20 protein-coding genes are annotated in these 22,148 nt (G+C 38.8%); 3 read left to right on the forward strand and 17 right to left on the reverse strand.

Going from position 1 to position 22,148, the window contains the following annotated elements:
• Positions 1 to 217 precede the first annotated feature (217 nt).
• The 3 genes from I7822_RS30205 to I7822_RS09505 all read right to left on the reverse strand — a co-directional run bounded on the left by I7822_RS30205 (position 218) and on the right by I7822_RS09505 (position 1,781).
• Positions 218 to 349, reverse strand: coding sequence for a hypothetical protein (locus I7822_RS30205; protein ID WP_279381938.1), 132 nt, complete (start codon positions 347 to 349; stop codon positions 218 to 220).
• A gap of 460 nt (positions 350 to 809) precedes the next feature.
• Positions 810 to 1,322 carry a DUF3221 domain-containing protein gene (locus I7822_RS09500; RefSeq protein ID WP_207977328.1) on the reverse strand — a complete coding sequence of 171 codons (513 nt, stop codon included), beginning with the start codon at positions 1,320 to 1,322 and terminating at the stop codon, positions 810 to 812.
• Positions 1,323 to 1,568: 246 nt separating this feature from the next.
• On the reverse strand, positions 1,569 to 1,781 hold the full coding sequence (locus I7822_RS09505; protein WP_207977330.1) for a hypothetical protein: 213 nt from the start codon (positions 1,779 to 1,781) through the stop codon (positions 1,569 to 1,571).
• A 541-nt stretch (positions 1,782 to 2,322) separates the two neighbouring features.
• Here I7822_RS09505 and I7822_RS30655 point away from each other — a divergent pair.
• On the forward strand, positions 2,323 to 2,790 hold the full coding sequence (locus I7822_RS30655) for a methyl-accepting chemotaxis protein (protein WP_243459388.1): 468 nt from the start codon (positions 2,323 to 2,325) through the stop codon (positions 2,788 to 2,790).
• A 561-nt stretch (positions 2,791 to 3,351) separates the two neighbouring features.
• Here the strand turns inward: I7822_RS30655 and I7822_RS09515 are convergent.
• The 13 genes from I7822_RS09515 to I7822_RS09575 form a co-directional block, all read right to left on the reverse strand.
• Positions 3,352 to 4,248 (reverse strand): ROK family protein, encoded by an 897-nt coding sequence (locus I7822_RS09515; RefSeq protein ID WP_243459374.1) that lies wholly within the window; start codon positions 4,246 to 4,248, stop codon positions 3,352 to 3,354.
• Between the two features lie 838 nt (positions 4,249 to 5,086).
• Positions 5,087 to 5,395 (reverse strand): hypothetical protein, encoded by a 309-nt coding sequence (locus I7822_RS09520; protein ID WP_207977333.1) that lies wholly within the window; start codon positions 5,393 to 5,395, stop codon positions 5,087 to 5,089.
• Between the two features lie 150 nt (positions 5,396 to 5,545).
• Positions 5,546 to 6,367 (reverse strand): carbohydrate ABC transporter permease, encoded by an 822-nt coding sequence (locus tag I7822_RS09525; protein WP_207977335.1) that lies wholly within the window; start codon positions 6,365 to 6,367, stop codon positions 5,546 to 5,548.
• Between the two features lies 1 nt (position 6,368).
• The gene (locus tag I7822_RS09530) at positions 6,369 to 7,334 is read right to left on the reverse strand and encodes a carbohydrate ABC transporter permease (RefSeq protein WP_207977337.1); all 966 of its coding nucleotides are present in this window, start codon (positions 7,332 to 7,334) and stop codon (positions 6,369 to 6,371) included.
• 108 nt (positions 7,335 to 7,442) lie between these two features.
• Positions 7,443 to 8,741 (reverse strand): ABC transporter substrate-binding protein, encoded by a 1,299-nt coding sequence (locus I7822_RS09535; RefSeq protein WP_207977339.1) that lies wholly within the window; start codon positions 8,739 to 8,741, stop codon positions 7,443 to 7,445.
• A gap of 106 nt (positions 8,742 to 8,847) precedes the next feature.
• Positions 8,848 to 10,305, reverse strand: a complete 1,458-nt coding sequence (locus tag I7822_RS09540) for a response regulator (protein ID WP_207977341.1) — start codon at positions 10,303 to 10,305, stop codon at positions 8,848 to 8,850.
• A 21-nt stretch (positions 10,306 to 10,326) separates the two neighbouring features.
• The gene (locus I7822_RS09545) at positions 10,327 to 11,760 is read right to left on the reverse strand and encodes a sensor histidine kinase (protein WP_207977343.1); all 1,434 of its coding nucleotides are present in this window, start codon (positions 11,758 to 11,760) and stop codon (positions 10,327 to 10,329) included.
• A complete protein-coding gene (locus I7822_RS09550) occupies positions 11,757 to 12,791 on the reverse strand; it encodes a sugar-binding protein (protein WP_207977345.1) in 1,035 nt (344 codons plus the stop codon). Before I7822_RS09550 ends, I7822_RS09545 begins: the two co-directional genes overlap by 4 nt.
• A 125-nt stretch (positions 12,792 to 12,916) precedes the next feature.
• Complete coding sequence (locus I7822_RS09555) at positions 12,917 to 13,468, reverse strand: REP-associated tyrosine transposase (protein ID WP_207977346.1); 552 nt, start codon at positions 13,466 to 13,468, stop codon at positions 12,917 to 12,919.
• Positions 13,469 to 13,666: 198 nt separating this feature from the next.
• Complete coding sequence (locus I7822_RS09560) at positions 13,667 to 14,707, reverse strand: alpha/beta fold hydrolase (RefSeq protein WP_207977348.1); 1,041 nt, start codon at positions 14,705 to 14,707, stop codon at positions 13,667 to 13,669.
• The gene (locus tag I7822_RS09565; RefSeq protein ID WP_207977350.1) at positions 14,700 to 15,281 is read right to left on the reverse strand and encodes a hypothetical protein; all 582 of its coding nucleotides are present in this window, start codon (positions 15,279 to 15,281) and stop codon (positions 14,700 to 14,702) included. Before I7822_RS09565 ends, I7822_RS09560 begins: the two co-directional genes overlap by 8 nt.
• A 188-nt stretch (positions 15,282 to 15,469) precedes the next feature.
• The gene (locus I7822_RS09570; RefSeq protein ID WP_207977352.1) at positions 15,470 to 16,246 is read right to left on the reverse strand and encodes an SDR family oxidoreductase; all 777 of its coding nucleotides are present in this window, start codon (positions 16,244 to 16,246) and stop codon (positions 15,470 to 15,472) included.
• Between the two features lie 293 nt (positions 16,247 to 16,539).
• Positions 16,540 to 16,683 carry a YwzD family small protein gene (locus tag I7822_RS09575; protein ID WP_207977354.1) on the reverse strand — a complete coding sequence of 48 codons (144 nt, stop codon included), beginning with the start codon at positions 16,681 to 16,683 and terminating at the stop codon, positions 16,540 to 16,542.
• 419 nt (positions 16,684 to 17,102) lie between these two features.
• On the opposite strand from I7822_RS09575, the gene I7822_RS09580 reads away from it, so the two are divergent.
• Together I7822_RS09580 and I7822_RS09585 are read left to right on the forward strand one after the other, a co-directional pair.
• On the forward strand, positions 17,103 to 18,734 hold the full coding sequence (locus I7822_RS09580) for an SWIM zinc finger family protein (protein WP_207977357.1): 1,632 nt from the start codon (positions 17,103 to 17,105) through the stop codon (positions 18,732 to 18,734).
• Entirely contained in the window at positions 18,727 to 21,483 is a 2,757-nt protein-coding gene (locus I7822_RS09585) for a DEAD/DEAH box helicase (RefSeq protein WP_207977359.1), read from the forward strand. The genes I7822_RS09580 and I7822_RS09585 overlap by 8 nt, the downstream gene beginning before the upstream one ends.
• A 245-nt stretch (positions 21,484 to 21,728) precedes the next feature.
• On the opposite strand, the gene I7822_RS09590 is transcribed toward I7822_RS09585, so the two are convergent.
• Positions 21,729 to 22,079 carry a hypothetical protein gene (locus I7822_RS09590; protein WP_207977361.1) on the reverse strand — a complete coding sequence of 117 codons (351 nt, stop codon included), beginning with the start codon at positions 22,077 to 22,079 and terminating at the stop codon, positions 21,729 to 21,731.
• Positions 22,080 to 22,148: the final 69 nt, after the last annotated feature.

Genomic DNA, 22,148 nt, shown 5'->3' on the forward strand with positions numbered 1-22,148 from the left:
TATCTACAGCACAATCTACATTTTCTTACATAATTGGTGAGTTTTCAACTCGTTTTTCGCTTACTGGACTTATTCTAACATGTTTCTGTCAATAAATTTACATTTATTTTTGGGGAATTTGTACCAAATCGTTCATAATAAGTTTTCTTTCCTTATTTCATACAGAAGGACCGATCCTAGGTTTTTGTCTTTTAGAATCAGTCCTTTTTATGGTTCTTTATAGTCCGTTTGCTGCTACAGTTACAAGAGCCCCGATTAATATTGCGATAAACGGTAGTGAAAATGTAATAACCTTTTTCTTTAGTTCCCTTTTTCTTGCCATTTCTTCTGGTGTAATCCAATTAGCCAAAAGTCGTTCCCCCTAGTTTTATCTATAATAACTATTAATTATTGTCGAGACTTACTAACTTTCGACAGACATAATTTATATCGGTTATTATACAATTTTTTTTAGTACTTTCTAGCGAAAATAATTAGGTTGTAGGTTTTTTTTACTACATACGACATTAAAAATGTCGGATTTTATCCTATTTTTCATTATAAATTACATATTTAGATTTTTTTGGCATTACTTTATAAGAAAAGATAGCGTTTTAAGAATAAATGAAAGATTTTTCTAATATGTTTGGTATTCAAGAAGTTAGTCACGACACTTGAACATATGATTTAGTAGTAGCTTAGCTGTTAGTTTTACTTGCTTTAGTACTTACTATTAGGATGTATCTGTATTATGCTTACTTGTAAAACAGACAACAGGCAATATTTACAGCTATTCTCATTGCCTGTTTTGTCCCCTCATTTACTAGTGGCTAATTATCTTCAATACCATGAATTACTTTATCCCCATCGATATTTTCAAATTCTATTTTCCATGTATCTAATTCATGGTTATATTGTAGATTAGATAAGATTCTTGATTCTGTACTATTTCCTGTTAGGGATTTTTTAATGGCCGCTGCTTCTGTTAAATCCGCTCCTTGTGGTTTATGACTATCTAATTTTTCGATTTTCTTTGCTTCAGCTTGCCCTGGGTATGACTCCAATAATACGTCAAATGATACTTTGACCTTTTCTCCTATTTCAATTGAGTCTGGTACGTTTGAAAACCAGACGGCGTCTGTGTACTCATTAGGAGTTGGGTTTACGACTAAAATTTGCTTTGGTTGCCTTTGTATGACATAGCCTTCCATTTTCATTCCGTTTTCAGTTGCAGGATCTTCTTGGGTGGTGTTAGTTGTTCCTGTAGAGGATGAGGGGGGATTGGTACCACAACCAATGAGTATGCTTGGTAGTATTAAGAATAGGACTAGTATCTTTTTCATCAGCAATACCTCCTTTATTTGATAGTCGATTGAATGATGGAATTTGTTACATAAAGGTAGGATTTTGAGGTCATAATATTGGAATAAAATTATGTACTTTTTCATGAACAGCTTCCTTTTGAAAGCGAATGAATTTATGGTTAAAAAATCTGCGAATGGTTTCATAACCATCAGGTAAATTCCCTAGTAAAGAGTTCTATAGTAAAAAAGACACCTTAACTAAACAGTATAGGTGTCTTCTTGCAATTACTTTAGGTATATATTTAAACTCATTCCATTAACATAACTTTTCCAGACCTTTTTATCTATTTTCTTTGGTTCTTTAAATTCGTCAATAAAAATGAGATCTGATCCTAAGACTGCTGTTAATTCTGCTTGATTTATGATTTTCTTTACCGTATGTTCATCATGATAAAAAATGACCATTACTCTACCTGAGTGTCCTCCAGTTGTTCCCATCTTTTGTGCCTCCTCTTTTCAACTATTTATTAGCTTTTGCTACATGGTTCTTATTTATGACAAAGAGTTTTATTGACTAATAACTGAAGACACCGGAGCAATCAAAACACTTTATATTTTTCAATTTTTACCGATAAAAAGAGAAGAGTATTCTTTTAATTATGATTGAAATGGAGAACTTCTCTATATGTATAACAAAATTGATTCAATAGATCGTCTCATTCAGACAATACCTATCCTAAAGGCTGCTGTTCCAGCAGATTTATCAATCGCCATCTGTGATCTGGAGAAATTCATCGCTTATTTTCCTGGAGAGAGTATCAATTTAAATATAAAGGTTGGGCAAAAAATTAATCCTGACGAGCCACTTTCCATTGCGATAAAGCAAAATAAAAGGCTGCAGGCTGAAGTTCCTGTTGAGTTCTATGGATTTGAATTTACCGGTACAGCTCTTCCTTTACATGATCAAAACAGTAAGGTTATTGGTGGAATAGCTATTCAGATCCGCAGACAAAGTGAACTTAGATCAATTGCTGTGGAGATGCTAGAGTCATTAACACAAGCTAATGAACAAATTAGTACTGTCGCAAATGGTTCTAATTTATTAGCTGATCTTACGCAAGAACTCCTTGTTAAGTCCCATCAAGCTGGAGAAAATGTCAGGGAAACAGATAAAGTGATATCAATGATCAAAAACGTCGCAAACCAAACAAACATCCTTGGATTAAATGCAGCAATTGAAGCGGCACGTGCTGGTGAACACGGAAGAGGCTTTGCCGTTGTAGCAAATGAGGTTCGCAAGTTTTCAAAAGAAACGGTCAATTCTACACAAAAAATAAGTGACATAACCGCTCAAATCCAAAAGGTTACAAATCAAATGGGAACTTCCATTGAGCAAATTGCTTCTATTGGTATCGAACAAGCAGCCTCCATGCAACAAACATACTCATTTATTAAAGAAATTGAAATCCTATCAAAACGGCTTAGTGAATATGCAAATAAATTGTAATTTGTGAATGATCGGATAGATGATGAGTGGCAACTAGTGGGGACTTTCTACTAGTTAAAAATGGGATAAATCTTATAAATACCAGTTCCTTTTATTTCTTAACAATAATAGGACTGGTTTTTATTAATTAGCACTTCAATTGTTTATAGTCATAATTAATCATTTTTTGAAAAGGTTATTTATTTTGAAAGCGTTTTCAATTATAATAAGGACAAGCATACATAAGAAATTACTTTAACTCATGGAGGAGTGTTGATCATGGAACAACAAGGAAATGTTTTTAACGGGATAATGTGGGGGATGTTGCTTAGTATTCCATTGTGGTTGTCATTCTTTCTTTTGTTAAAAAGTTTGTTATAAATAAGTTGAAAGAGTTACTAATATGCTATTGGTTATCAAGTTATCATACATTTATTTAATCCATTTCTTTACTTGATTAATAACAGGTATAGGGATGGATTATTTATTATCTAAAGGCATTGTAATCGTACTTTTGCCACTCCTTTATGTACCCTTTGTTAGGAGGGATTCATCTTTAGGAGTGGCTTTTTTTATAATGAATTATTTATTAGGTAATAGCCCAGCACCAATTAAACCCGCCTTTTGATCTAATAAAGCTGGCTTTAAAATAAAGGATTCTCTTAAGCTCGGATACAAATATTGCTTTGTTTTTTCAATTAGTGGTTTTAGGATAAGATCTTTGGATTTCATTACACCACCACCGATTACGATTACTTCTGGGTTTACTGTGTGAACAATGTTTGCCAGTCCAATTGCAAGGTAATTGATGGCTTCGTCTAGAATCTCTTGCGCAGCTTTGTCACCTTGTTCTGCAAGTTGGAACACTCCTTGAGCGCCAGTAGTAATGCCTAGGCGTTCTTGTCCGATCCGACCGATGGCTGTGCCGCTTGCTAGACCTTCTAACGCGCCTTTATTTAGGCCTGGTCCTTGGTAAGCATTCGGATCTGGATTGACAATCATGTTGCCAATTTCCCCGCAATTTCCTTGGGCACCTGAGACAAGCTGGCCATTGTTAACGTATCCTCCACCAACTCCTGTGCTAACAGTTACAAAAAACACGCTGCTAGCTCCCTTTCCTGCACCAAGTGTTGCTTCCGCAAGAGCTGCTGCGTTTGCGTCGTTTTCTAACTTTACTGGTAAACCTATTTTCTCTTCTAGCATTTTTACTAGTGGAATGTTTACCCAGCCTGGTAGGTTAGGTGGCTCGATGATGACGCCTTCGTATGCGTTCAGCGGGCCTGGGGAGCCAATGCCTACTGCTTTGATTTCGTATTGTGCCTTAAGTTTATCAATGACTTCTGCCATGTTATTTACTGCATATTCAGGGCCCTTTTCTGCTTCTGTCGGGCGGCTGTGCTCTTCAATAATTTCTCCTTGTTCATTGAAGAGGCCGATGCGCAGGTTTGTGCCGCCTAGGTCGATTCCGATAGTGTACATAATCTTTGTTCCTCCTATGACTTATACGTCTTTCTTCGTTTAACTTTATCTATCTGTTCAATTAAATATCTATCATTTAGTTTATCAGGAAAGAGAAATAATGAAAGCGTTTTTCGAAGAGAACTGAATTTTTTTAGGTTAGTAGATTCTAGCTGTTTTTCACATAGTGGTATTGATAATTTATCTCTATTTTTCATGCAACGAAAAATAGATCCCAACCTTTGGGGGATCTACTATTTGTGAATATATTTATTTAAGCTTCCTTTGTTAGTAAAACCGCAAACCAGTACTATAGATAATAGACATGAGAGACTGGAAAAAATGACGAGACTAAAAGAAAGGAGAAAATAAAAGGAGATAAAGAAGGATTATACTACATCTCTCCTCCTTATCTTCTTGCCACACCTTACACACTTATCTGTGTAGTAACTATATTTATGAGTCTTTAAAATGAAACAAATTAGACGTTTGATCTTCATCGAATCCCTCCTCTAACTATACATAATACGTTCAATTTTTTATTTAATTATCCTTTTAATTTACAAATGTTTTACAATAACACGATTCGACAAAAGGTTTGTGCTTTGTGGGTGATTATTACTATGTCATATAAATGTCATATGGAAGAGGGGATTTGTGGGGGACTGTCCCCAAGAAAGGAGGCTAAGTTTGATGCCATAAAACAAGACTTGTTTTTTTCATAAAAAAGAAGTAGCAACCTACTATTTTATGTAAGGAGACTACTTCTTATAATGGAATTTTCAGGTTGAGGAGTTATACTAAATGTTTTTTCTCTGAAACTGAAGCTTTTAGAGGTATTTTGTGGATTATGATCCGTTCACAGCTCAAATTGCTTCTTTACTTTTGCAATTTCTCTTTCATTACGAACAGTCTTTTCCCATGTGAACTCGTGATCTGCTTCAAGTGATTCAAATCTACTTATGATTTCCTTATGACGTTGCTCATTTTCTATTCGCATTGACTTTTGTTCCTCTTTCAATGCGTTTAATTCAAATCGAGTCGCTGTTTGCTCTTCCTTCATTAAAGTCTGTTCTTCCTTCATTGATGTTTGTTCTTCCCGCATGCTTCCTACCATTTTTATAAGCGAGGTCAACATTTCTTCGATCCTATTTAATCTTTCTTCCATCTTTTCTTCACCTCCTTCTACATCATTTTACAACTTATTGTTGTTTATGGCTAATAGTTAAAAATGAATTTTCAGAGATGATACTGTACTTATTATTATGGATCGAAAAAGACCCTTACATTTATTTTGTAAGGATCTGTCAATTTGTTTTTACCCTTTTACAGAACCAGCTAGCAATCCTTTTACAAAGTATTTTCCTAGTAGGATATAAACTAACAAAGTGGGCAACGCGGCTAATAATGCCCCAGCCATTTGCACGTTCCAGTGGACAATCTGACTTCCAGAAAGGTTTTGTAAGGCAACCATGATCGGCTGTTGGTCAGAGGTTGTAATGGTTACGGCGAAAAGGAATTCATTCCATATATTCGTAAATTGCCAAATTGCAACAACAACAAAGCTCGTAATCGAAAGTGGAATCATGATGTGACGAAAGATTCCGATGAATCCTGCTCCATCAATTTGGGCTGATTCGATCATTTCATCTGGGATGTTCGCGTAGAAGTTACGGAACATCAGTGTTGTGATTGGTAAGCCGTAGACGACGTGAACGAAAACTAATCCAGGGATTGTGTTGTAGAGACCGATTTCACGCAAGAATTGGATTAATGGGATTAGGATGCTTTGGTATGGGATGAACATACCGAATAAAATGACCGTGAATAAGACGTCTGCGCCTTTAAATTTCCATTTTGCAAGGACATACCCGTTCATTGCGCCTAGTAATGCTGACAGCAAAGTCGCTGGGATGACGAGATAAAATGAGTTGATTAAGTTTGGCGATAGCTTTGTGAATGCTTCTGAATAACCACTGAAGTCCAGCGTGGTTGGGAGCTGCCACATCGTTGCTAGGGTTACTTCGTCAAACGACTTTAGGCTTGTGATGATCATGACGTAGACAGGCATGAGAAAGAAGAGACTCATGGCGATTAAAATTAGGTAGATGATTGGTTTGCTCATTCGTTGAAGAACCATTTTATGCCTCCGCCTTTCTGCTGTTGATTAAGTATGGCACGATGAAAATTGCCACGGATACGAGCATGATAATCGCAATGGCTGCTCCGTTTGCGTAGTAGTTGCCACGGAAGGTTGTTTCGAACATGTAGACACCTGGGACGTCTGTTACAAAATTTGCTCCAGGACCTGTCATCGCATAGATTAGGTCAAATATTTTCAAGGAAATATGTGCCATGATGATGATGACACTTACTGTAATAGGTTGTAATAATGGTAGAATGATTTTTCGATAGATTAGGAATTCTGATGCCCCATCCATACGTGCCGCTTCCCTTACTTCGTCAGGAATTCCGCGTAGGCCTGCTAAATACATTGCAAGGGAGAAGCCTGTCATTTGCCATACCGCTGCAATCACAACCGCGATCAGCGCTGCCGGGATTCCGAACTCTATTTTTCCCCACTGAAAGCCTGCTAGGATGTTTGTGTCAGTGTACCATTTCGGGCTTAAGCCGATTTTGTTTAAAAATAAGTTCACACCTGTTGATGGGTTTAAAAGCCATTGCCAGACAACACCTGTTACGACGAATGATAATGCCATTGGGAAGAAGAACAGGTTTCGGAAGATTGGTTCGGCTTTGATTTTTTGATCTAATAGAACGGCTAAACCCATGCCGCTTATAATAACAAGACCGATGAATAGGACTGTGAAAAAGATCGTGTTCCGTAAATCGGCTTGGAAACGGAAATCTTGGAATAAATAGATGTAGTTTTTTAAGCCTACGAATGAAAAATCAGGAACGAGTGAGTTCCAATTACTAAATGATACATAACCAGTCCATCCGATAAAGCCGTATACAAAGATCAGGATAAGTAAAAATGATGGCAAGATAAATGCGATGGCCATAAGATGATCACTTGATAGCTTCTTCTTTTTAGGTAGGGATGCAACCGTTTTTTGTTGTGGATATGGTTTGACTGTTTGCATTGGTTCTCCTCCTTTGTGAGGCGGTGGTTTGGGTGGAGACATTGGTTTTGGGGACAGTCCCCTTACGTAATTTGGGGACTGTCCCCAAATTACTAATCACTCAAATCACTACTTAAGCTCTGCAGCGGCAGATATCATTTCTTTTGTGAATTGGTCTGTGTTTTGTTGGGTTACAAAGATGTTGATGTTTTGGTTTACTTTTGTTAGGAAGCCTTCGGATGCAGCTGATCCGTGGGCTAGGCTTGGTGCTAGTTTTGCTGCTTTGAAGTCTACCATTGTGTCTTTTCCGTATTGGTCGTATTTTGTTACGTCTGCATCAACACGTGCTGGGATTGAACCTTTTAATGGGTTGAATGCGTCTTGGCCTCCAACAGATGCTAATACGCTTAAGAATTTTTTGACTCCTTCAGGGTTGTCAACGCCTTTTGGTAAGCCGAATGTGTCGGTGATGACCATGAATAGTCCTTCAGTTCCTGGTGTTGGAACATAGCCAAAGTCTTCATTTACTGCTAGTTTTAAGTCATTTACTAAGTAACCTTTTGCCCAGTCGCCCATTACGTTCATTGCTGCTTCACCGTTTGCTACTAATTGCGAAGCGTCCTGCCAATTGCGGGAGCTGTGGTCATCGTTTATATATGACAGCATTTTTTTGAAGGTTTCTGTTGCTTCCACTACTTTTGCATCATCAAATGCTAGTTCACCTGTCCAAAGCTTGCCGTAGTCTTCAGTGCCAAGTACGCCTAAAAGGACTGTTTCATATAGATGTGTTGCTGTCCAAGGCTCTTTGTCACCAAGTGCTAACGGTGTAATGCCTTTTGCTTTTAATGCGTCCGCTACTTCAAAAAACTCATCAAATGTTGTTGGCGCTTCTAAGCCGTTATCTTCAAATACTTTTTTGTTGTACCATAGTACGTTTCCACGGTGAATATTTACTGGTACAGAGTAGATGTCGCCATCTTTACTTACCATGTCAATTAAGTCTTGTGGGAATTTATCGTTTAAGCCTTCTGCTTCATAGAAGTCATTAAGCGTTTCCATTTTTCCTGCTGCTACCCAGCCTTCATTAAGCTCGGCACCACCATGAACTTGGAATGTTGCTGGAGGATCGTCACCTTGCATACGGCTTGCGAGTACTGCCTTTGCATTTGTCCCTGCTCCACCAGCGACTGCTGCGTTTTCGATTGGTACATCTGGGTATTTCTCTTCAAATAATGCCAATAATGCTTTTAGTCCATCTTCTTCACCGGCACCTGTCCACCAGCTAAAGATATCTAATGGTGCTGATGTGTCACCGCCACCTTCTTCGTTGTTACCTTCTGGTTTTTCTTCTGTGCTCGAATTTGAGCTACATGCAGATACGATCAATGTGAAGAATAAAAATAATGATAAAAGGAAACTCTTTTTCATCTTGCATCCCCCTTGTTTATGTTGAAATCGCTTACCTTACCCATTATATAGGGCAATACAACTGTTTTTTCTAGAAAACTTCTGCACTATTTTATTTATTTCTGTATTATTTTGTGGTCGCACCATCGGGCTTGCGATATTGCTTTGGTGTCCGATTTGTCCACTTTTTAAACACACGACTAAAATAATTTGGGTCCTTGTAGCCAACTTCATAGGCGATTTCTTTTAAACTGAGCTTTGTTTGCAGCAATAGCCCCTTTGCTTTTTCGATTCGGTATGCTGTTACATAGTCGATAAAGGTAAGCTTTGTTTGTTCTTTGAACAGCTTTGTAAAATAAGTTGGTGTTAAATCTACGTATGCGGCCACATCCTCAAGGCTGAAGGATTCTTGATAATGGGCATGGATATAGTGTTTTGCCATAGTGATTGAGTCGTTTCCTTCTTTTTGAAGGGTGATTTTTTCACAAAATTGCCTGATGAGCTTAAGAAAGTCCTGCTTTGTTTGCGCTTCCAATATCGGGAGGTCACGTATCTTTATCCCTTGGCTCTCTAATGACTGTTTCAAACGAATTCCCCATTCTCCGAGTATATGGATCATGTTCTTTTCATCTGTTTCTTTGCTTAGAAAGTCGTAATATAAATGAAAATAGTCGTTTGCTTGCTCAAGTCTGCCTGCTTGAATTTCGTTGACTAGGGACTTTTCGAGCTTTATTAATGTCCCGTCCTCGACGTTTTCCTCTGTTAAGGGATAGCCGTAGGATACATTGGCCTCCTTTGTTAGTTGGGCAGAAGCCAATAATGCTTGCTGATAGGATATCGACAATTTTTCTAGCTGGGCAAATGGATTGCCAATGCCAATTGTTGTTAATGTGGGCAGGGCTTGGCTCATTGTGCGGGCTAGTGTAAGCGCATCAGCTTTTACGTGATGCGCTGACTTTTTATCAGTAATAAATAGTACAGCATGCTTGTCTCCTAATTCCTTTTCGATATATGGGAATAGTGCTTTTTCCTTTAGGAGGGTTGTGATGAGCTTAGATTTACTTTTTGTGAAAACTTGAAAAAATGCCAGGGATGCGTTTTGAAAATGGTTTTTGTACATTGTCTCGATTTCTGTTGTTTGTTCATTTTGAATAATCGCTGTGATGATGTGTTGTTTCGCTAGCTTTTGAGATTCAATCAGCAGTAGCTTTTCTTGGTTGATTTCCTTTTCAACTCTTAATATGGCTTCAAGGGTTTCTTGTTTGTTGCTTGGCTTTAGGATGTACTCTTTTACCCCCTGTTTCATTGCTTCCTTTGCGTATTCAAACGAGTTATAGGCAGAGACCATAATGAATTTTGTTTTTGGAAGTTCTTGTAGAATCTGTCTGATGGCTTCAAGACCATCGATTCCTGGCATGTTGATGTCCATGAACATGATGTCTGGTTTATGTGTTTTGGCTTGTTCGATGGCAAGTCTACCGTTTGCTGCTTCACCCACTACTTTGATGTGTGTGAAGCTTTCTTCGATAAATTTTCTCATCGCTTTTCGTTCGATGATTTCATCGTCGACAATGATGATGTTCATTGCTTTTCCCCCTTGTCTGCTTTATGTCTCTATAGTATTTGGAAGTTTGATTCGAATGGTTGTGCCCTTGTTTTTTTCTGAATGAATCTCTAATATGTCTGGTTTTTTGTATACTAGCTCTAGTCGCTTGATGACATTGCGCAGACCGATGCCTGTTGAGTGCCCACTATGTTCTTCATGTAATTCGGGTTGAGTTTTTGATAGGATTTGTTGTTTTCTTTGCTCATCCATTCCGATTCCATTGTCGCCTACCTCTATGATGACCTCGTCGTGCTTGCGGTAGATTGATAGACTGATCACGCCACCCTCTTCCAATTTCTCAACTCCATGTATGAAGGAGTTTTCAACCAATGGCTGTAGCGTTAGGCTTGGTATTTTTACGTCTAAGCAGCTTTCTTCAATTTGTGTTTCGAAGGAAATACGTTCTGCAAATCTGGTTTGTTGGATGTAAAAATACTCTTTGACGACGTTTGTTTCTGCTCTTAAGGTTACGGTTTTATTGATATCGTCTAGGCTTGAGCGTAATAGGGTTGAAACTGATTGAATTAGGCGTGATGTAACTGCTGCATCTTCTAGATACGCGGTTCTTGAGATTGTATTAAGCGTATTGAATAAGAAGTGCGGGTTGATTTGGTTTTGTAGTTGCTTTAGTTCGAGCTCCTTTAGTAATTGATCGAGCTCTGATTTTTCCTTTATTTCATCAATTAGTCGTTTGATATTTTCGCGCATGTGTTGAAAGGAATCACTGAGTACCTTGACCTCGTCATTTGTTTTCACCTTGATCGGCGGGCCATCGAAGTTTCCTTCTGAGATTTCCTTTGCTGCTTTTGATAAACTGCGAAGTGGCCTTGTTAGTCCGCGCGAAAACCAAACGGCTACTAAAAGCGCAAAAAGTAGGGTTGAGCTGAATAGATTGATCGTGAACCATTTGAATGCATGCCTGCGCTCCTCCATTTCCTGATAAAACATTTGATAATCTGCTAGCTCTAGGTTTAAGAGCTGTAGGGTGGATTCGAGTATGTAGGATGAGATGTTGCGCACTTCTTTTGCATGTGTTGTGTATTGGTCAAGGTTGCCAAAGCGCACTGCTGCAATTGTGACGTCACTTTCAAAGATTAGATTTTTAATCATTCGTTGGTATTTTTCGAGCTCTTCCTTATTAATACCTGTCATCGCTTCTTCTGCTAGTTTTTCATTGTTTTTTTGTAGGCGCTTTTTTATATCTTCATATTCATCGATAAACACCTGGTCCTTTTCGACAACATAGGCATTGATTTTTTCATAAATTTGCGTTGATTGCTGAGTGATTTCGTTGAACAGTAAAAAGCGCTCAAAGCTGCCGTGATATTCGGAAACGATTTGTGAGCTGCTTAAGTAAATTGAATAGGATACGATGTTAAATAAAACAACAAATGCGAGAAAGTATAGTAATATTTTGTTTCGAATTCTAGTCATGGCTGTTGTCCTCCGCCTATTGATGCAGGTGAAATTGGTAGATCCTCTTTATGGATTACCTTTGTATCTGTATGCTGGAGTGGTTCAAGTTCCTCTCCTTTGTTGAGTGCGATCATCTTTTCAACTGCCTCATAGCCCATTTGATATGGGAATTGGACAACTGTTGCTTCAATTGTTCCTTCTTCAATGTATTCAAGTGTTTCAGGAAGGATGTCGAAGCCAATGATGTATAGGTCTTTTTCTGCTTTTACGCTTTTCACGACCTGGGCAATGCCGATACCGTCGAGCGCACTTGTGCCGTAGAAGGCGGTAACTGATGGATGTGCTTTGAGTATTTTATGTGCTGCTTCCACAGCCCCGATTTCGGTAATATTTGACTCCTCAACGGTGATGACTTTTATCCGCTTTTCGGTTGCTACCGCGTCTTTGAAGCCTTGGACACGAAGCTTTTGATGTGAGGCATCGAGGCGGCCAGTGATGATGGCAACTTGTTGTGGGCCAGTTGTGTCATCGATGATTGCTTTTCCGGCGAGAAATCCAGAGTAATAATTGTCAGTGCCCACGTAGACAGCGCGGTCACTGTTAGGCGCATCTGTGTCAATCGTTACGACTGGGATGAGCTTTTCCTTTGCCTTTGTGACAAGCATTTCAAATTCCGCTTCTCCCCCTAAGCCTTGAGTGATCACACCATCAACGAGCCCTGCAATGGCCATGTCGATTGTTTTTAAGTGCTCATCATTGTTAGCTTGCTTTGGGCCTAAGTATTCTAAGTACACGTTATGATACTCGGCAGCATCGTGCGCCCCCGCTTCGACCAGACGCCAGTAGTCGTTGTCGAGTTCTTCTGGGATGAGGACGAAGTGGTAGTTTTTGGTGGGGGTGGGGTTGTTGGGGACAGTCCCCAATGCTTGAGTGGGGACTGTCCCCTCAGCAAAATGAAACGTTTCTTTGCCGTAATATAGTGTTAGAAAACCAGTTAGTAAGAATACTAGAAAGGTTGATATGTATAGGAAACGACGGAAATAGTGCATTTTATCCCACCTTTGGATATGAAAGCGTTTTTAGTTATTGTAGTCGATGTTGGTGGGAAATGGTAGAGGAAGTTGTTTGGGGGACAGTCCCTTTGATAGATGTGGGGACTGTCCCCCAAACAAGATTAAAGTTCGATTTCTTCCTTCGTTTCTTCGATGTATTCTTTATATAATTTTATATTTGAGTTTGAAAAGTATGAAAGAGTTTTGCTGGTTGTTACAAGAGGGTTTTTATTTGGGGTGATATATGTAGTGTAGCTACTCCATTTATAATCTTCTGGTTTTTTAACGATGTTTGCTTTGACTGGATTAAGATGGATGTATCGGTTAACTGTCATAAAGTAGGATGCGTTTAGGATTAGCTTTGAACCAAACCTTTCTTGAAACACATGACCTACTAGAGAGTACCTCTTGTTAAAGTACATTGCATATCTCATTTGGATTAGTTTCATAATTTTACTGATAGATTCTTGTGGTGTCTCAATTTGGAGGTGAAGATGATTGGGCATTAAACAATAGGAGTGAAGCAAGAAGGGGTATCTACTATTGGTTTCTTTTACATATTCCAAATACATGTAATAATCTCTCTCGTCATGAAATATTGTGTTTTTATTGTTTCCTCTTGCGGTAATATGGTAAGCGGCGCCAGGGAAACATATTCGATTTTGTCTTGCCATTGTTACACACCTTTCTTCTTTTTGATGGAATGATCTTTATTAGGATAGAGTTCGATACAAATTGAAAAACCCCTTTTTTGGGGGACTGTCCCTCAAATGGGGGTTTTTAAAATTTTATGCTGGATTTTCTATTTTTTAAGTAGGAAAGGTGGGGATTTTTACAAAGTTGGGGACAGTCCCTAATTAAGGTGTCCCCGTCTATGATCTTTCTTTTAACCAACTCGAAAGATAGTCTGGAATTTTTCCAGTGAGGGCGATTGAGGCGTGCCCACCTTCTATGCTTAGGTGGGTTTTGTCTTTGCTTGATACGTGTTTCATGATTGGTTTGATTTGTTCTTCTGGTACGAGTCGGTCATAGGTTGTTGAGATGGATAATAGATTGGCTTTGATATTTTTGAGTGAAGCGTGTTTGTTGTTAATTTTAAGTTTGTTGTTTATGAGCTTGTTTTCTTTTCCTAGGTCGTTTAATAGTTGCTTTAGTGTGGCACCTGGTAGTGGGATGTGCCCCTCTGCCCACATATTGAAGCGACGCCAGCGTTCTACAAAGTTGTCGTCATAGCTTTTTTGTAGCAATGATGCTTGTGGGCTGAAATAGAGCGGTGAGGTCACAAGGCGCATCCCTGCCCATATGACTGAAGCTGGTATGAGACCTAATGCGTCTATTGCAGGTTCAAGGTCTAATGAGCCGTCCTTGAGGGCCTCTGCCCATTTATCAAAGACAGGGACATTGCTAAAATCAACTGGTGTTGTTAGAAGAACAAGGTTCTTAATAGGTTCGTCAGCAATTGCCGCGTAAATCGCTGCGAGGGTTCCACCTAAGCAAAACCCCATAACTGTCAGGGCTTTTGCTTTTGAATGGGATAATGCTCGTTTTGCCCCGGGCTGGATATATCGTGTGAAGTAGTCATCCAATGTCATATCTTTATCTTCATAGCCTGGTATGCCAAAATCAATTAGGTATACGTCATAGCCTTCTTTTCCAAATGCTTCAATCATGCTCATGTTAGGACCGAGGTCAAGGATGTATGGTTCGTTTATGAGAGAGTAGATGAGGTAAAGTGGTGTTTTATATCGTTTATTGGATGAAGGATAGAACCAGAGTGTTGCTTTGTTTTTTCTCCAAATTGCTTCTTTTGGTGTTTGCCCCACTTTTGGCCTTTGATTATCCCATTGGCTTAAAAAGCCTTTCCAGCGTTTTGCTTCTTCTAGTTCTAGTTTGTATTTATCGTGGTTAGCCACGGTTTTTCAATCTCCGCTTTAATGCTGTAATTGGAGCTTCTTGGTTCAGGACATTTCCAACCATTTTTGTTGTACTTTCGTTTAATTTAATTTGTAACTGTTCTTTTAGAAATGCTAGTTTTTCTTCTTTTGAGCTTTTTAACTTTTTAGTTTGTCTTTCTTTTTCAGGCTCTATTTCTCTTAAACGATGTGAGAGACACTCTACTTTTTCGTTTAATTTGTCTAATGTATCTGCTAGAACCTGTGCCTTTTCTGCACAATTATTTCCTAAGGAATTTTGAAGCTTTTGAAATTTCTCTTCTATTAAATCTAGTTTATCTTCTGATTGAAGAACAAGCTTTGCAATATTCGCGATGTCATCTTTTGTTGGGATTTTTAGTGCCGTCGTTACGAGGTCTTGATATTTATGAAGTCGTTTTACGATTTCACCTGTCATGTTTGAGTTTTTCCCTACCAGACGAGTTAGTTCTTCTTGATTGAGCCACTTTTGAATGAATTCATTCAGCAGTGATTCTCCTCCTTGAGCCAGCTTTTTTAAGTCTTTATAAAATTCGTTTGCCTTTTCGTTTGACATGTTGGTTGATCACTCCTTTTAATTGGGGGACTTTTATTGGGGGGACTGTCCCCAATAATGTATTATTTACTCCTTATTTCTAATAGAATCCTTTATGCGTCGAGAGATTGTTGCGTTGGGGACAGTCCCCCAACGCTAGAGGACTCTCCACAATGCACAATGCAGCAGCTTTTTGGGGACTGTCCCCTCTAAGCTAGTGCTGTCATTCCACCATCAATTACTAGAGTATGACCGATAATATAGTTGGATGCTTGGGAGGCGAGGAATAGTGTGGCGCCTTTGATGTCGTTTGCTTCACCGATTCTACCTGCTGGTGTGCGTGCTAGGATGGGTTCGCTGAAGTGGTTGAGTACGGGTTTTGATAGTTGTGTTGGGAAGAAGCCTGGGGCGATTGCGTTGACTTGAATGTTGTTGGGTGCTAGTTTGACGGCTAAGTCCTTTGTGAATGTCATGACTGCGCCTTTACTTGTGTTATAGGCGGTTGTGTTCATGAAGGATTCTAGTGTGCCTCCAAAGCCTGATACGGAGGCAATGTTGATGATTTTTCCTGATTTTTGTTTTGCCATTACTTTTGCTACTGCTTGAGAAAATAAAAAAACACCTTTGACGTTTACAGCCATGACTTTGTCCCATTTGTCTGCTGGCATGTCGAGAATAGGTGAGATCCATGATGTACCGCTATTGTTGATTAGAATATCAATTGTTCCAAAGTGCTTCACTATTTCTTCCACTACATGTTCGATATCTTCTTTTACAGTTACATCACACTCATAGGCAAGCGAGTAAACACCTTTTTTTACCAAGGCATCACTTACAGCTTCACACGCCTTTAAGTCACGTGAGCAAACAACAACATTTGCACCTGCTTCAGCAAGAGCGTGGGCCATTATTTCACCTAAGCCTCTACCTCCACCTGTGACAATTGCTGTTTTATTTGATAAATCGAATAAATCTTTTACTTGCAAAATGTGCATTCCTCCTTGTTTTTATAGATTTTGGTCCGATTCATTAAATCTATTTTTTTGAACCGTAGTATAGTATAAACAGGTTGATAGAAAGATGTGAATGAAAATGGTATTTTTGTTTATGCCTGATTTTTTTGATAGATTTAGTTATAGAATAAAGAAACTTTCTTTAGTGCATTTACAGTGTGGGGGACTGTCCCTACTTTATCACGCTAACGGAGTGGGGGACTGTCCCCAATTCCCCAACTAACAAATAAAGCCAAAAAATGCGAGCACCCAGGGCGCTCGCATTTTTATGATGCATATACTTTTTTTATTTGAGAGATTAGATCCTCTAATAATTCGTTTGTTGTAATATTGTTTGTTTTTTCGCCTTTATCGTGAGCGCGTAACAGAATTTGCAGCAGCTCTTCTTGTTTTAGCTGACTATCTTTCATATTTTACAAATCCCTTTCTTTTTTTTACAATTTCAGACAATATGGGACTATTATACTCGCAAACGAAAAATCTTGCAAGAAAATAATAAATCTAGGTCATGCCTTTTTTAGGTAATACCTACCACTGTAAAATTTAGTATGTTTTTTTGTACGATTCTTACTCATCATTAACTCAACTTCTTCTCACGAACAAACAATTCGATTGTAGCTTCAATTTTATGTCCCCTGTTTAATCTCGCACTAAACCTTTTTGAACAAAACATTATGAGTTATAATAGAAGAATTAGGTTTTTTATTTAAAGAACAGTTTACATTCTTTGTACATAGATTTATGTCTAGCTCTAGCGCCTAGCCTCTCGAGTAAGCTCGAGATGTTTAAGTTCGGCCTGAGCTTTTCATATGAAAGGGGTTCATTGTATATGCTTGGTCGTGAACTTAGTAAAGAGCTTGTGCTTGGTGCCGGTGAACAAATTAAACAATTGCTTTCTCATAAGGATGAGGATGATCGGAATTTAATTAAAAAAGGACTCATCTTATTTCGACAAGGCAGTATTTATAATGTGAGCACAACTAGTCATACTGTTTCAGCAAGGGTTCAGGATGTTACAAGTGTTCAAGTTGAGCTGGATTTAGACGATTTTGTGATGAGTACTTGTACGTGTCCTTCGCATTCTATTTGCAGGCACCAGATAGCTACTTTCCTTTATGTATATGCAAGTGTTGACCGAGTCGGAACATTTGTAGACCTCTGGAAAGAGGATAAACCGGTCGATGATGTGCTTAAATCTGTTCGGAAGGCTAGCTCGTTTTTTAAGCCGGAAAAGGATTATGAAGATTCTTCCTTAGCAAGCTGGATTGCGTTTTTTGATCGTGAGTATGATGAATGGTATGAGCAGGTTCCTTCAGGACACCAGCTTTTTCAAAGTCTTTTTCATCTGTATTATTCTTCGCTTAAAAAGAAGGCACCTAAGTCTCCTGAAATGAAGCAATTTTTTATTGTGCAAGCATCGGTGACTGTGTTTTTAAAAATATTGCATCTTATTAATGAGACGAAGCCAACTGACTATATGTTACAACATATTATTTATCCATTTATTGATCAGCTGATCGATAATGTTCAAGTAGCGATCCGTGAGATGAAGCGTTACGCATTGCCTTTTGCGCTTGATCCACTTTTGGTTGATAGTGTTGAGCGTTTTAGAGAGCTGCTTTATACGAGCAAGCACTACCAGTATGAACGAGGAAACCTTTATCAATTGCTTTGGATTGAGCTATTAAGACGTGATAAGTTTATCTCGATTGAGCGCGAATGGCTTGAGGAGCGTCTTGAACAAGAGCTAAGGCTAGGATCAGAGTTTGCAGTGGAAATGGAAACGGCATTAATGCATATGGACTTTCTTCAATCCCGTGATGAGCAGATTTTCAGCAATTTGGGTAAACTGACTCCAGCTGCATTGCCATTTACATTTAACTGGGTTGAAGACATTTTGAAAAAGAAGAATTGGAAGCGCCTTTCAGGTTGGGTTTCATACATGATGAACAGTTCTACAGAATATATAAATAGTTCATTACATTTTGACGAAAAACGACAAACGATTCGCTATATGTTGCAATTAATTAAGGAGTATGGAAACGCAACAAAGGATGACCCACTTTTTGAAAAGGCATGTCGTAAAATGCTGCCATTTAGCTACGCAGAGTATCATGATTTTCTACTTGATAAAGAGCAGTATAGAACGTGGATTGAGCTCCAAACCTTATTAGGATTTTCGCTGAATGAAATGGATTCCTATGTTTTAAAGGACATTGAAAAAAGTGAGCCAGGTGTGCTTTTGCCGCTTTATGTGAAATCAGTTCAGGATGAAATTGGCATGAAAACACGGGAAAATTATAAAATGGCTGTTCGTTACTTAAAACGCATTAAAGCCCAGTATAAAAAGCTGAAAAAAGAAGAAGCGTGGGAAAATTATATCCAGCATCTTTCAGAGGAGCATAAGCGTCTTCGTGCCTTTAAAGAAGAACTTAAAAAGGGGAAGCTAATTCATGATTAATACGGTTAACATTGTCGTTCATGCGGAGCAAATTGAGGATTATCATTTTTATGTGTATTGTACATCAGAGCATGATGACAGCCCATTAGAAATTGCTGAATTTACCCGCTACCTTTTCACCTGGCATGAGTCCTCCTTTTATGGAACAAATTTAGAAGACATTAGCTATATTGGGATGCCCGCGGTGCAGCTGTCGCCATGGATGATGGTCGAGTTGCTTGGAAAAGAAACGTATAATTCGCTTGCGACAATCACGTTATCAGAGGATGCACAAAAACTAGCGAATGAGGCACACACCATCTATGAGCTGATTGCAAATGGGCAATATGCTCCTGATTTTGCAGGCTGGAAGCAAGGTGTGACGCGCTTTAAGGATACTGAAAACCAATTAGAGGGCTTCGCGTTAGAGTGGTTCTCAGCTGCACTTACTGACTTAATTAACAGGGATCGTGTTCTACATGATGCCTGGTCTGATATTGTCAATGCCTATCCAGTCTTAACAACCTTCCAAGGGCATTTTATTGATGAGACAGATTTCCACGAGAAAATTGGCTGGCATATCGATGATACACCATTTACTGTAGGCCTTCGGTTAAATGAACCAGAATTAGATGGGGATGAGTGGCAGCTTGAAATCCTTATTCGCAGCAAGGCGAATGAGGATGAAATTGTCCACTATCAAGGTGAGCTCCCGAAAAAATGGCTTCCTTATCAACACAAAATTGAACGTGAGCAGGAGCGCTTTTCCGAGATTGTGCCTTGGTTAAGCTTTCAAACCGGGACGACATTTGTTACAGAGGATGAGGCGTGGTTGTTTTTAACAGATGCTAGTGAAACACTCATTAATATGGGAGTGGAAATCTTGCTTCCATCATGGTGGCAGATTGTTAAGGAATCTCAGCTTATGCTTAAAGCAAAGGTCTCGTCTTCTCCACGTGGACAGTCCTTTGTTGGGATGAATTCACTGATTGATTTTAATTGGCGCTTTGCAACAAATGGTGTGGAAATGAGTGAAGAGGAATTTCTAGAGCTTGTTTCACAGCAGCGTCGCCTTGTTAATTTCAGAGGGCAATGGATTAAGCTTGATCCCGCATTTATTAAGCAGGTCCAGGCAATTTTGAAAAAGGCTGACCGGGAAGGCATGCATCTTTCAGATATTTTGCATCAGGAGCTAACTGCAAAGGATGTAAATGCTGATGACGATGAGGTGCTTGATACACGTGCCTTTGCCAATATTCAAATTGAGCTAAATCAGCAAATGAGAGGAATGCTTAAAAAGCTTACAGATACAAGTGAGCTGCCTACCCATGCTATTCCTGACGAATTCCTTGGCACATTACGTCCCTATCAGCAAAACGGTGTTGATTGGCTGTTATTTTTACGGAGTGTTTCCTTTGGAGCTTGTTTAGCAGATGATATGGGTCTTGGGAAAACGATTCAAATGATTGCGTATTTTTCATATGTATTGGATAAAGAGCAGCCTGAACAGCCTGCGCTCATCATTGCGCCAACATCTGTGCTCGGAAACTGGCAGAAGGAATTTGAGAAGTTTGCTCCACATCTACGTGTGAAGCTTCATTATGGAGCAAATCGTGCCAAGGGAGAAAGGTTTAATCCGTCAATCAAGGACGCAGATGTTGTATTAACCTCGTACGGATTGTCACATGCTGATTTTGAGGAGATTTCAGCGATTACATGGAGTACGATTTGTCTAGATGAAGCACAAAATATTAAAAATGCTCATACAAAGCAATCACGGGCAATTCGTAAGCTGCGTGGTCAGCATCATATCGCATTAACTGGTACACCTATGGAAAATCGCTTAACTGAGCTTTGGTCAATTTATGATTTCCTTAATCGCGGTTATTTAGGAAGCTTGCACAGCTTTCATAAACGCTATGTATTACCGATTGAAAAGGAACGTAATGTTGAACAAATTGAACAGCTGCAACGTTATATTAAACCATTTTTGCTTAGAAGAACGAAACGTGATGAACAGGTTGCATTAAATCTCCCTGAGAAGCAAGAGCAAAAGGAATATATCCCATTATCGATCGAGCAAGCCTCACTTTACGAGCAGCTTGTTAAAGATACATTTGAACAAGTAACAGCACTTGCAGGGATGCAGCGAAAGGCATTAATTCTAAAAATGCTTGGAAAGCTAAAGCAAATTTGTAATCACCCTGCATTATATTTAAAAGAGCAGCAGCCTAAGCAGCTTGTTACACGGTCCCATAAAATTGAGAAGCTCGTTGAATTAACGACAAATATTCGTGAACAGCAGGAAAGCTGTCTTATTTTCACTCAATACATTGGCATGGGTGAAATGATGAAAGGCTTGCTTGAAAAGGAATTTGGGGAAAAAGTGTTATTTTTAAACGGAAGTGTGATGAAGGCTGAACGTGATCGTATGGTTGAATCCTTTCAAAATAAGGACTATCCATTCTTAATTCTTTCATTAAAGGCTGGCGGAACCGGATTAAATTTAACAGCCGCTAATCATGTCATTCATTATGATCGCTGGTGGAATCCAGCCGTTGAAAACCAGGCAACAGACCGGGCTTATCGTATTGGTCAAGATCGATTTGTCCACGTCCATAAGCTCATTACAACTGGTACAATTGAAGAAAAAATTGATGAAATGCTAGAAAAAAAGCAATCTTTAAACGATGAAATTATCCAAAGTGAAAATTGGATCACTGAGCTTTCTGCTGATGAACTTGAAGAGCTCTTTACCTTGTCGATTTAGTCTTGTCGGAAAAACCAGAAAAATGTCGAATAGTCGATAAATTCGATAAATCGCAGATAAATTGATCATTATCGTTGATAAATCAGATTGTTTTATTAAAGGGGTACTTGCAATGGCAGCAAAGCAGAAAAAAGTAAAGAAAATAGAGGAAAAAAAAGCCCCACAATGGGAGAAGCTAGTTAAGCTAATTGAAAAGAAGGTTTCGAAGTAGAGCGGCAGTTTTGTAACTGTCGTTTTTTTATACTCTATACTTCGAGACGCTTTTCAATATTGTTAATTTTAGTATCGTGGATCCCTGTTTTCCCGCTTAGGAACTCAACATCTGTTTTGATTTTAAAGGCATCGCGATGCTGTTCAAGTTCTGATTCAATTTTCACGAAATGACTTCTGAATTCAGTAGCATTCTGTTTAACCGTAAGAACTAAGTTTTCTTGATTTTTTTCTAGTTTATCCATTCGTCCCTCTAAGCTATCCATTCGTCTTTCTAGGCTGTCCATTCTTCCATCTAAACTATCCTTTAGCTCGCCAATCCCCTTTGATAAAAGAGCAAATTGTTGGTTCATCTGACTCATAAATGATTCCAATAATTCTTCCATTTATGTCACCTCCTTTTATCTGTATTATATCATTCTCATCAAAAAAAATCGGCTGATTACTCTGGTCGA

This window comes from Metabacillus bambusae, from assembly GCF_017497975.1.
Classification (GTDB): domain Bacteria; phylum Bacillota; class Bacilli; order Bacillales; family Bacillaceae; genus Metabacillus; species Metabacillus bambusae.

Coding starts and splice junctions, on each gene's coding strand:
- I7822_RS09515 (WP_243459374.1), bottom strand. CDS start 4,248: ATGTACACTATCGGAATCGACCTAGGCGGCACAAACCTGCGCATCGGC.
- I7822_RS09535 (WP_207977339.1), bottom strand. CDS start 8,741: ATGAAAAAGAGTTTCCTTTTATCATTATTTTTATTCTTCACATTGATC.
- I7822_RS09505 (WP_207977330.1), bottom strand. CDS start 1,781: ATGGGAACAACTGGAGGACACTCAGGTAGAGTAATGGTCATTTTTTAT.
- I7822_RS09575 (WP_207977354.1), bottom strand. CDS start 16,683: ATGAAAGATAGTCAGCTAAAACAAGAAGAGCTGCTGCAAATTCTGTTA.
- I7822_RS09545 (WP_207977343.1), bottom strand. CDS start 11,760: ATGACTAGAATTCGAAACAAAATATTACTATACTTTCTCGCATTTGTT.
- I7822_RS09500 (WP_207977328.1), bottom strand. CDS start 1,322: ATGAAAAAGATACTAGTCCTATTCTTAATACTACCAAGCATACTCATT.
- I7822_RS09590 (WP_207977361.1), bottom strand. CDS start 22,079: ATGGAAGAATTATTGGAATCATTTATGAGTCAGATGAACCAACAATTT.
- I7822_RS09530 (WP_207977337.1), bottom strand. CDS start 7,334: ATGCAAACAGTCAAACCATATCCACAACAAAAAACGGTTGCATCCCTA.
- I7822_RS09555 (WP_207977346.1), bottom strand. CDS start 13,468: ATGGCAAGACAAAATCGAATATGTTTCCCTGGCGCCGCTTACCATATT.
- I7822_RS09585 (WP_207977359.1), top strand. CDS start 18,727: ATGATTAATACGGTTAACATTGTCGTTCATGCGGAGCAAATTGAGGAT.
- I7822_RS09550 (WP_207977345.1), bottom strand. CDS start 12,791: ATGCACTATTTCCGTCGTTTCCTATACATATCAACCTTTCTAGTATTC.
- I7822_RS09565 (WP_207977350.1), bottom strand. CDS start 15,281: ATGTCAAACGAAAAGGCAAACGAATTTTATAAAGACTTAAAAAAGCTG.
- I7822_RS09580 (WP_207977357.1), top strand. CDS start 17,103: ATGCTTGGTCGTGAACTTAGTAAAGAGCTTGTGCTTGGTGCCGGTGAA.
- I7822_RS09520 (WP_207977333.1), bottom strand. CDS start 5,395: ATGGAAGAAAGATTAAATAGGATCGAAGAAATGTTGACCTCGCTTATA.
- I7822_RS30655 (WP_243459388.1), top strand. CDS start 2,323: ATGCTAGAGTCATTAACACAAGCTAATGAACAAATTAGTACTGTCGCA.
- I7822_RS09540 (WP_207977341.1), bottom strand. CDS start 10,305: ATGAACATCATCATTGTCGACGATGAAATCATCGAACGAAAAGCGATG.
- I7822_RS09525 (WP_207977335.1), bottom strand. CDS start 6,367: ATGGTTCTTCAACGAATGAGCAAACCAATCATCTACCTAATTTTAATC.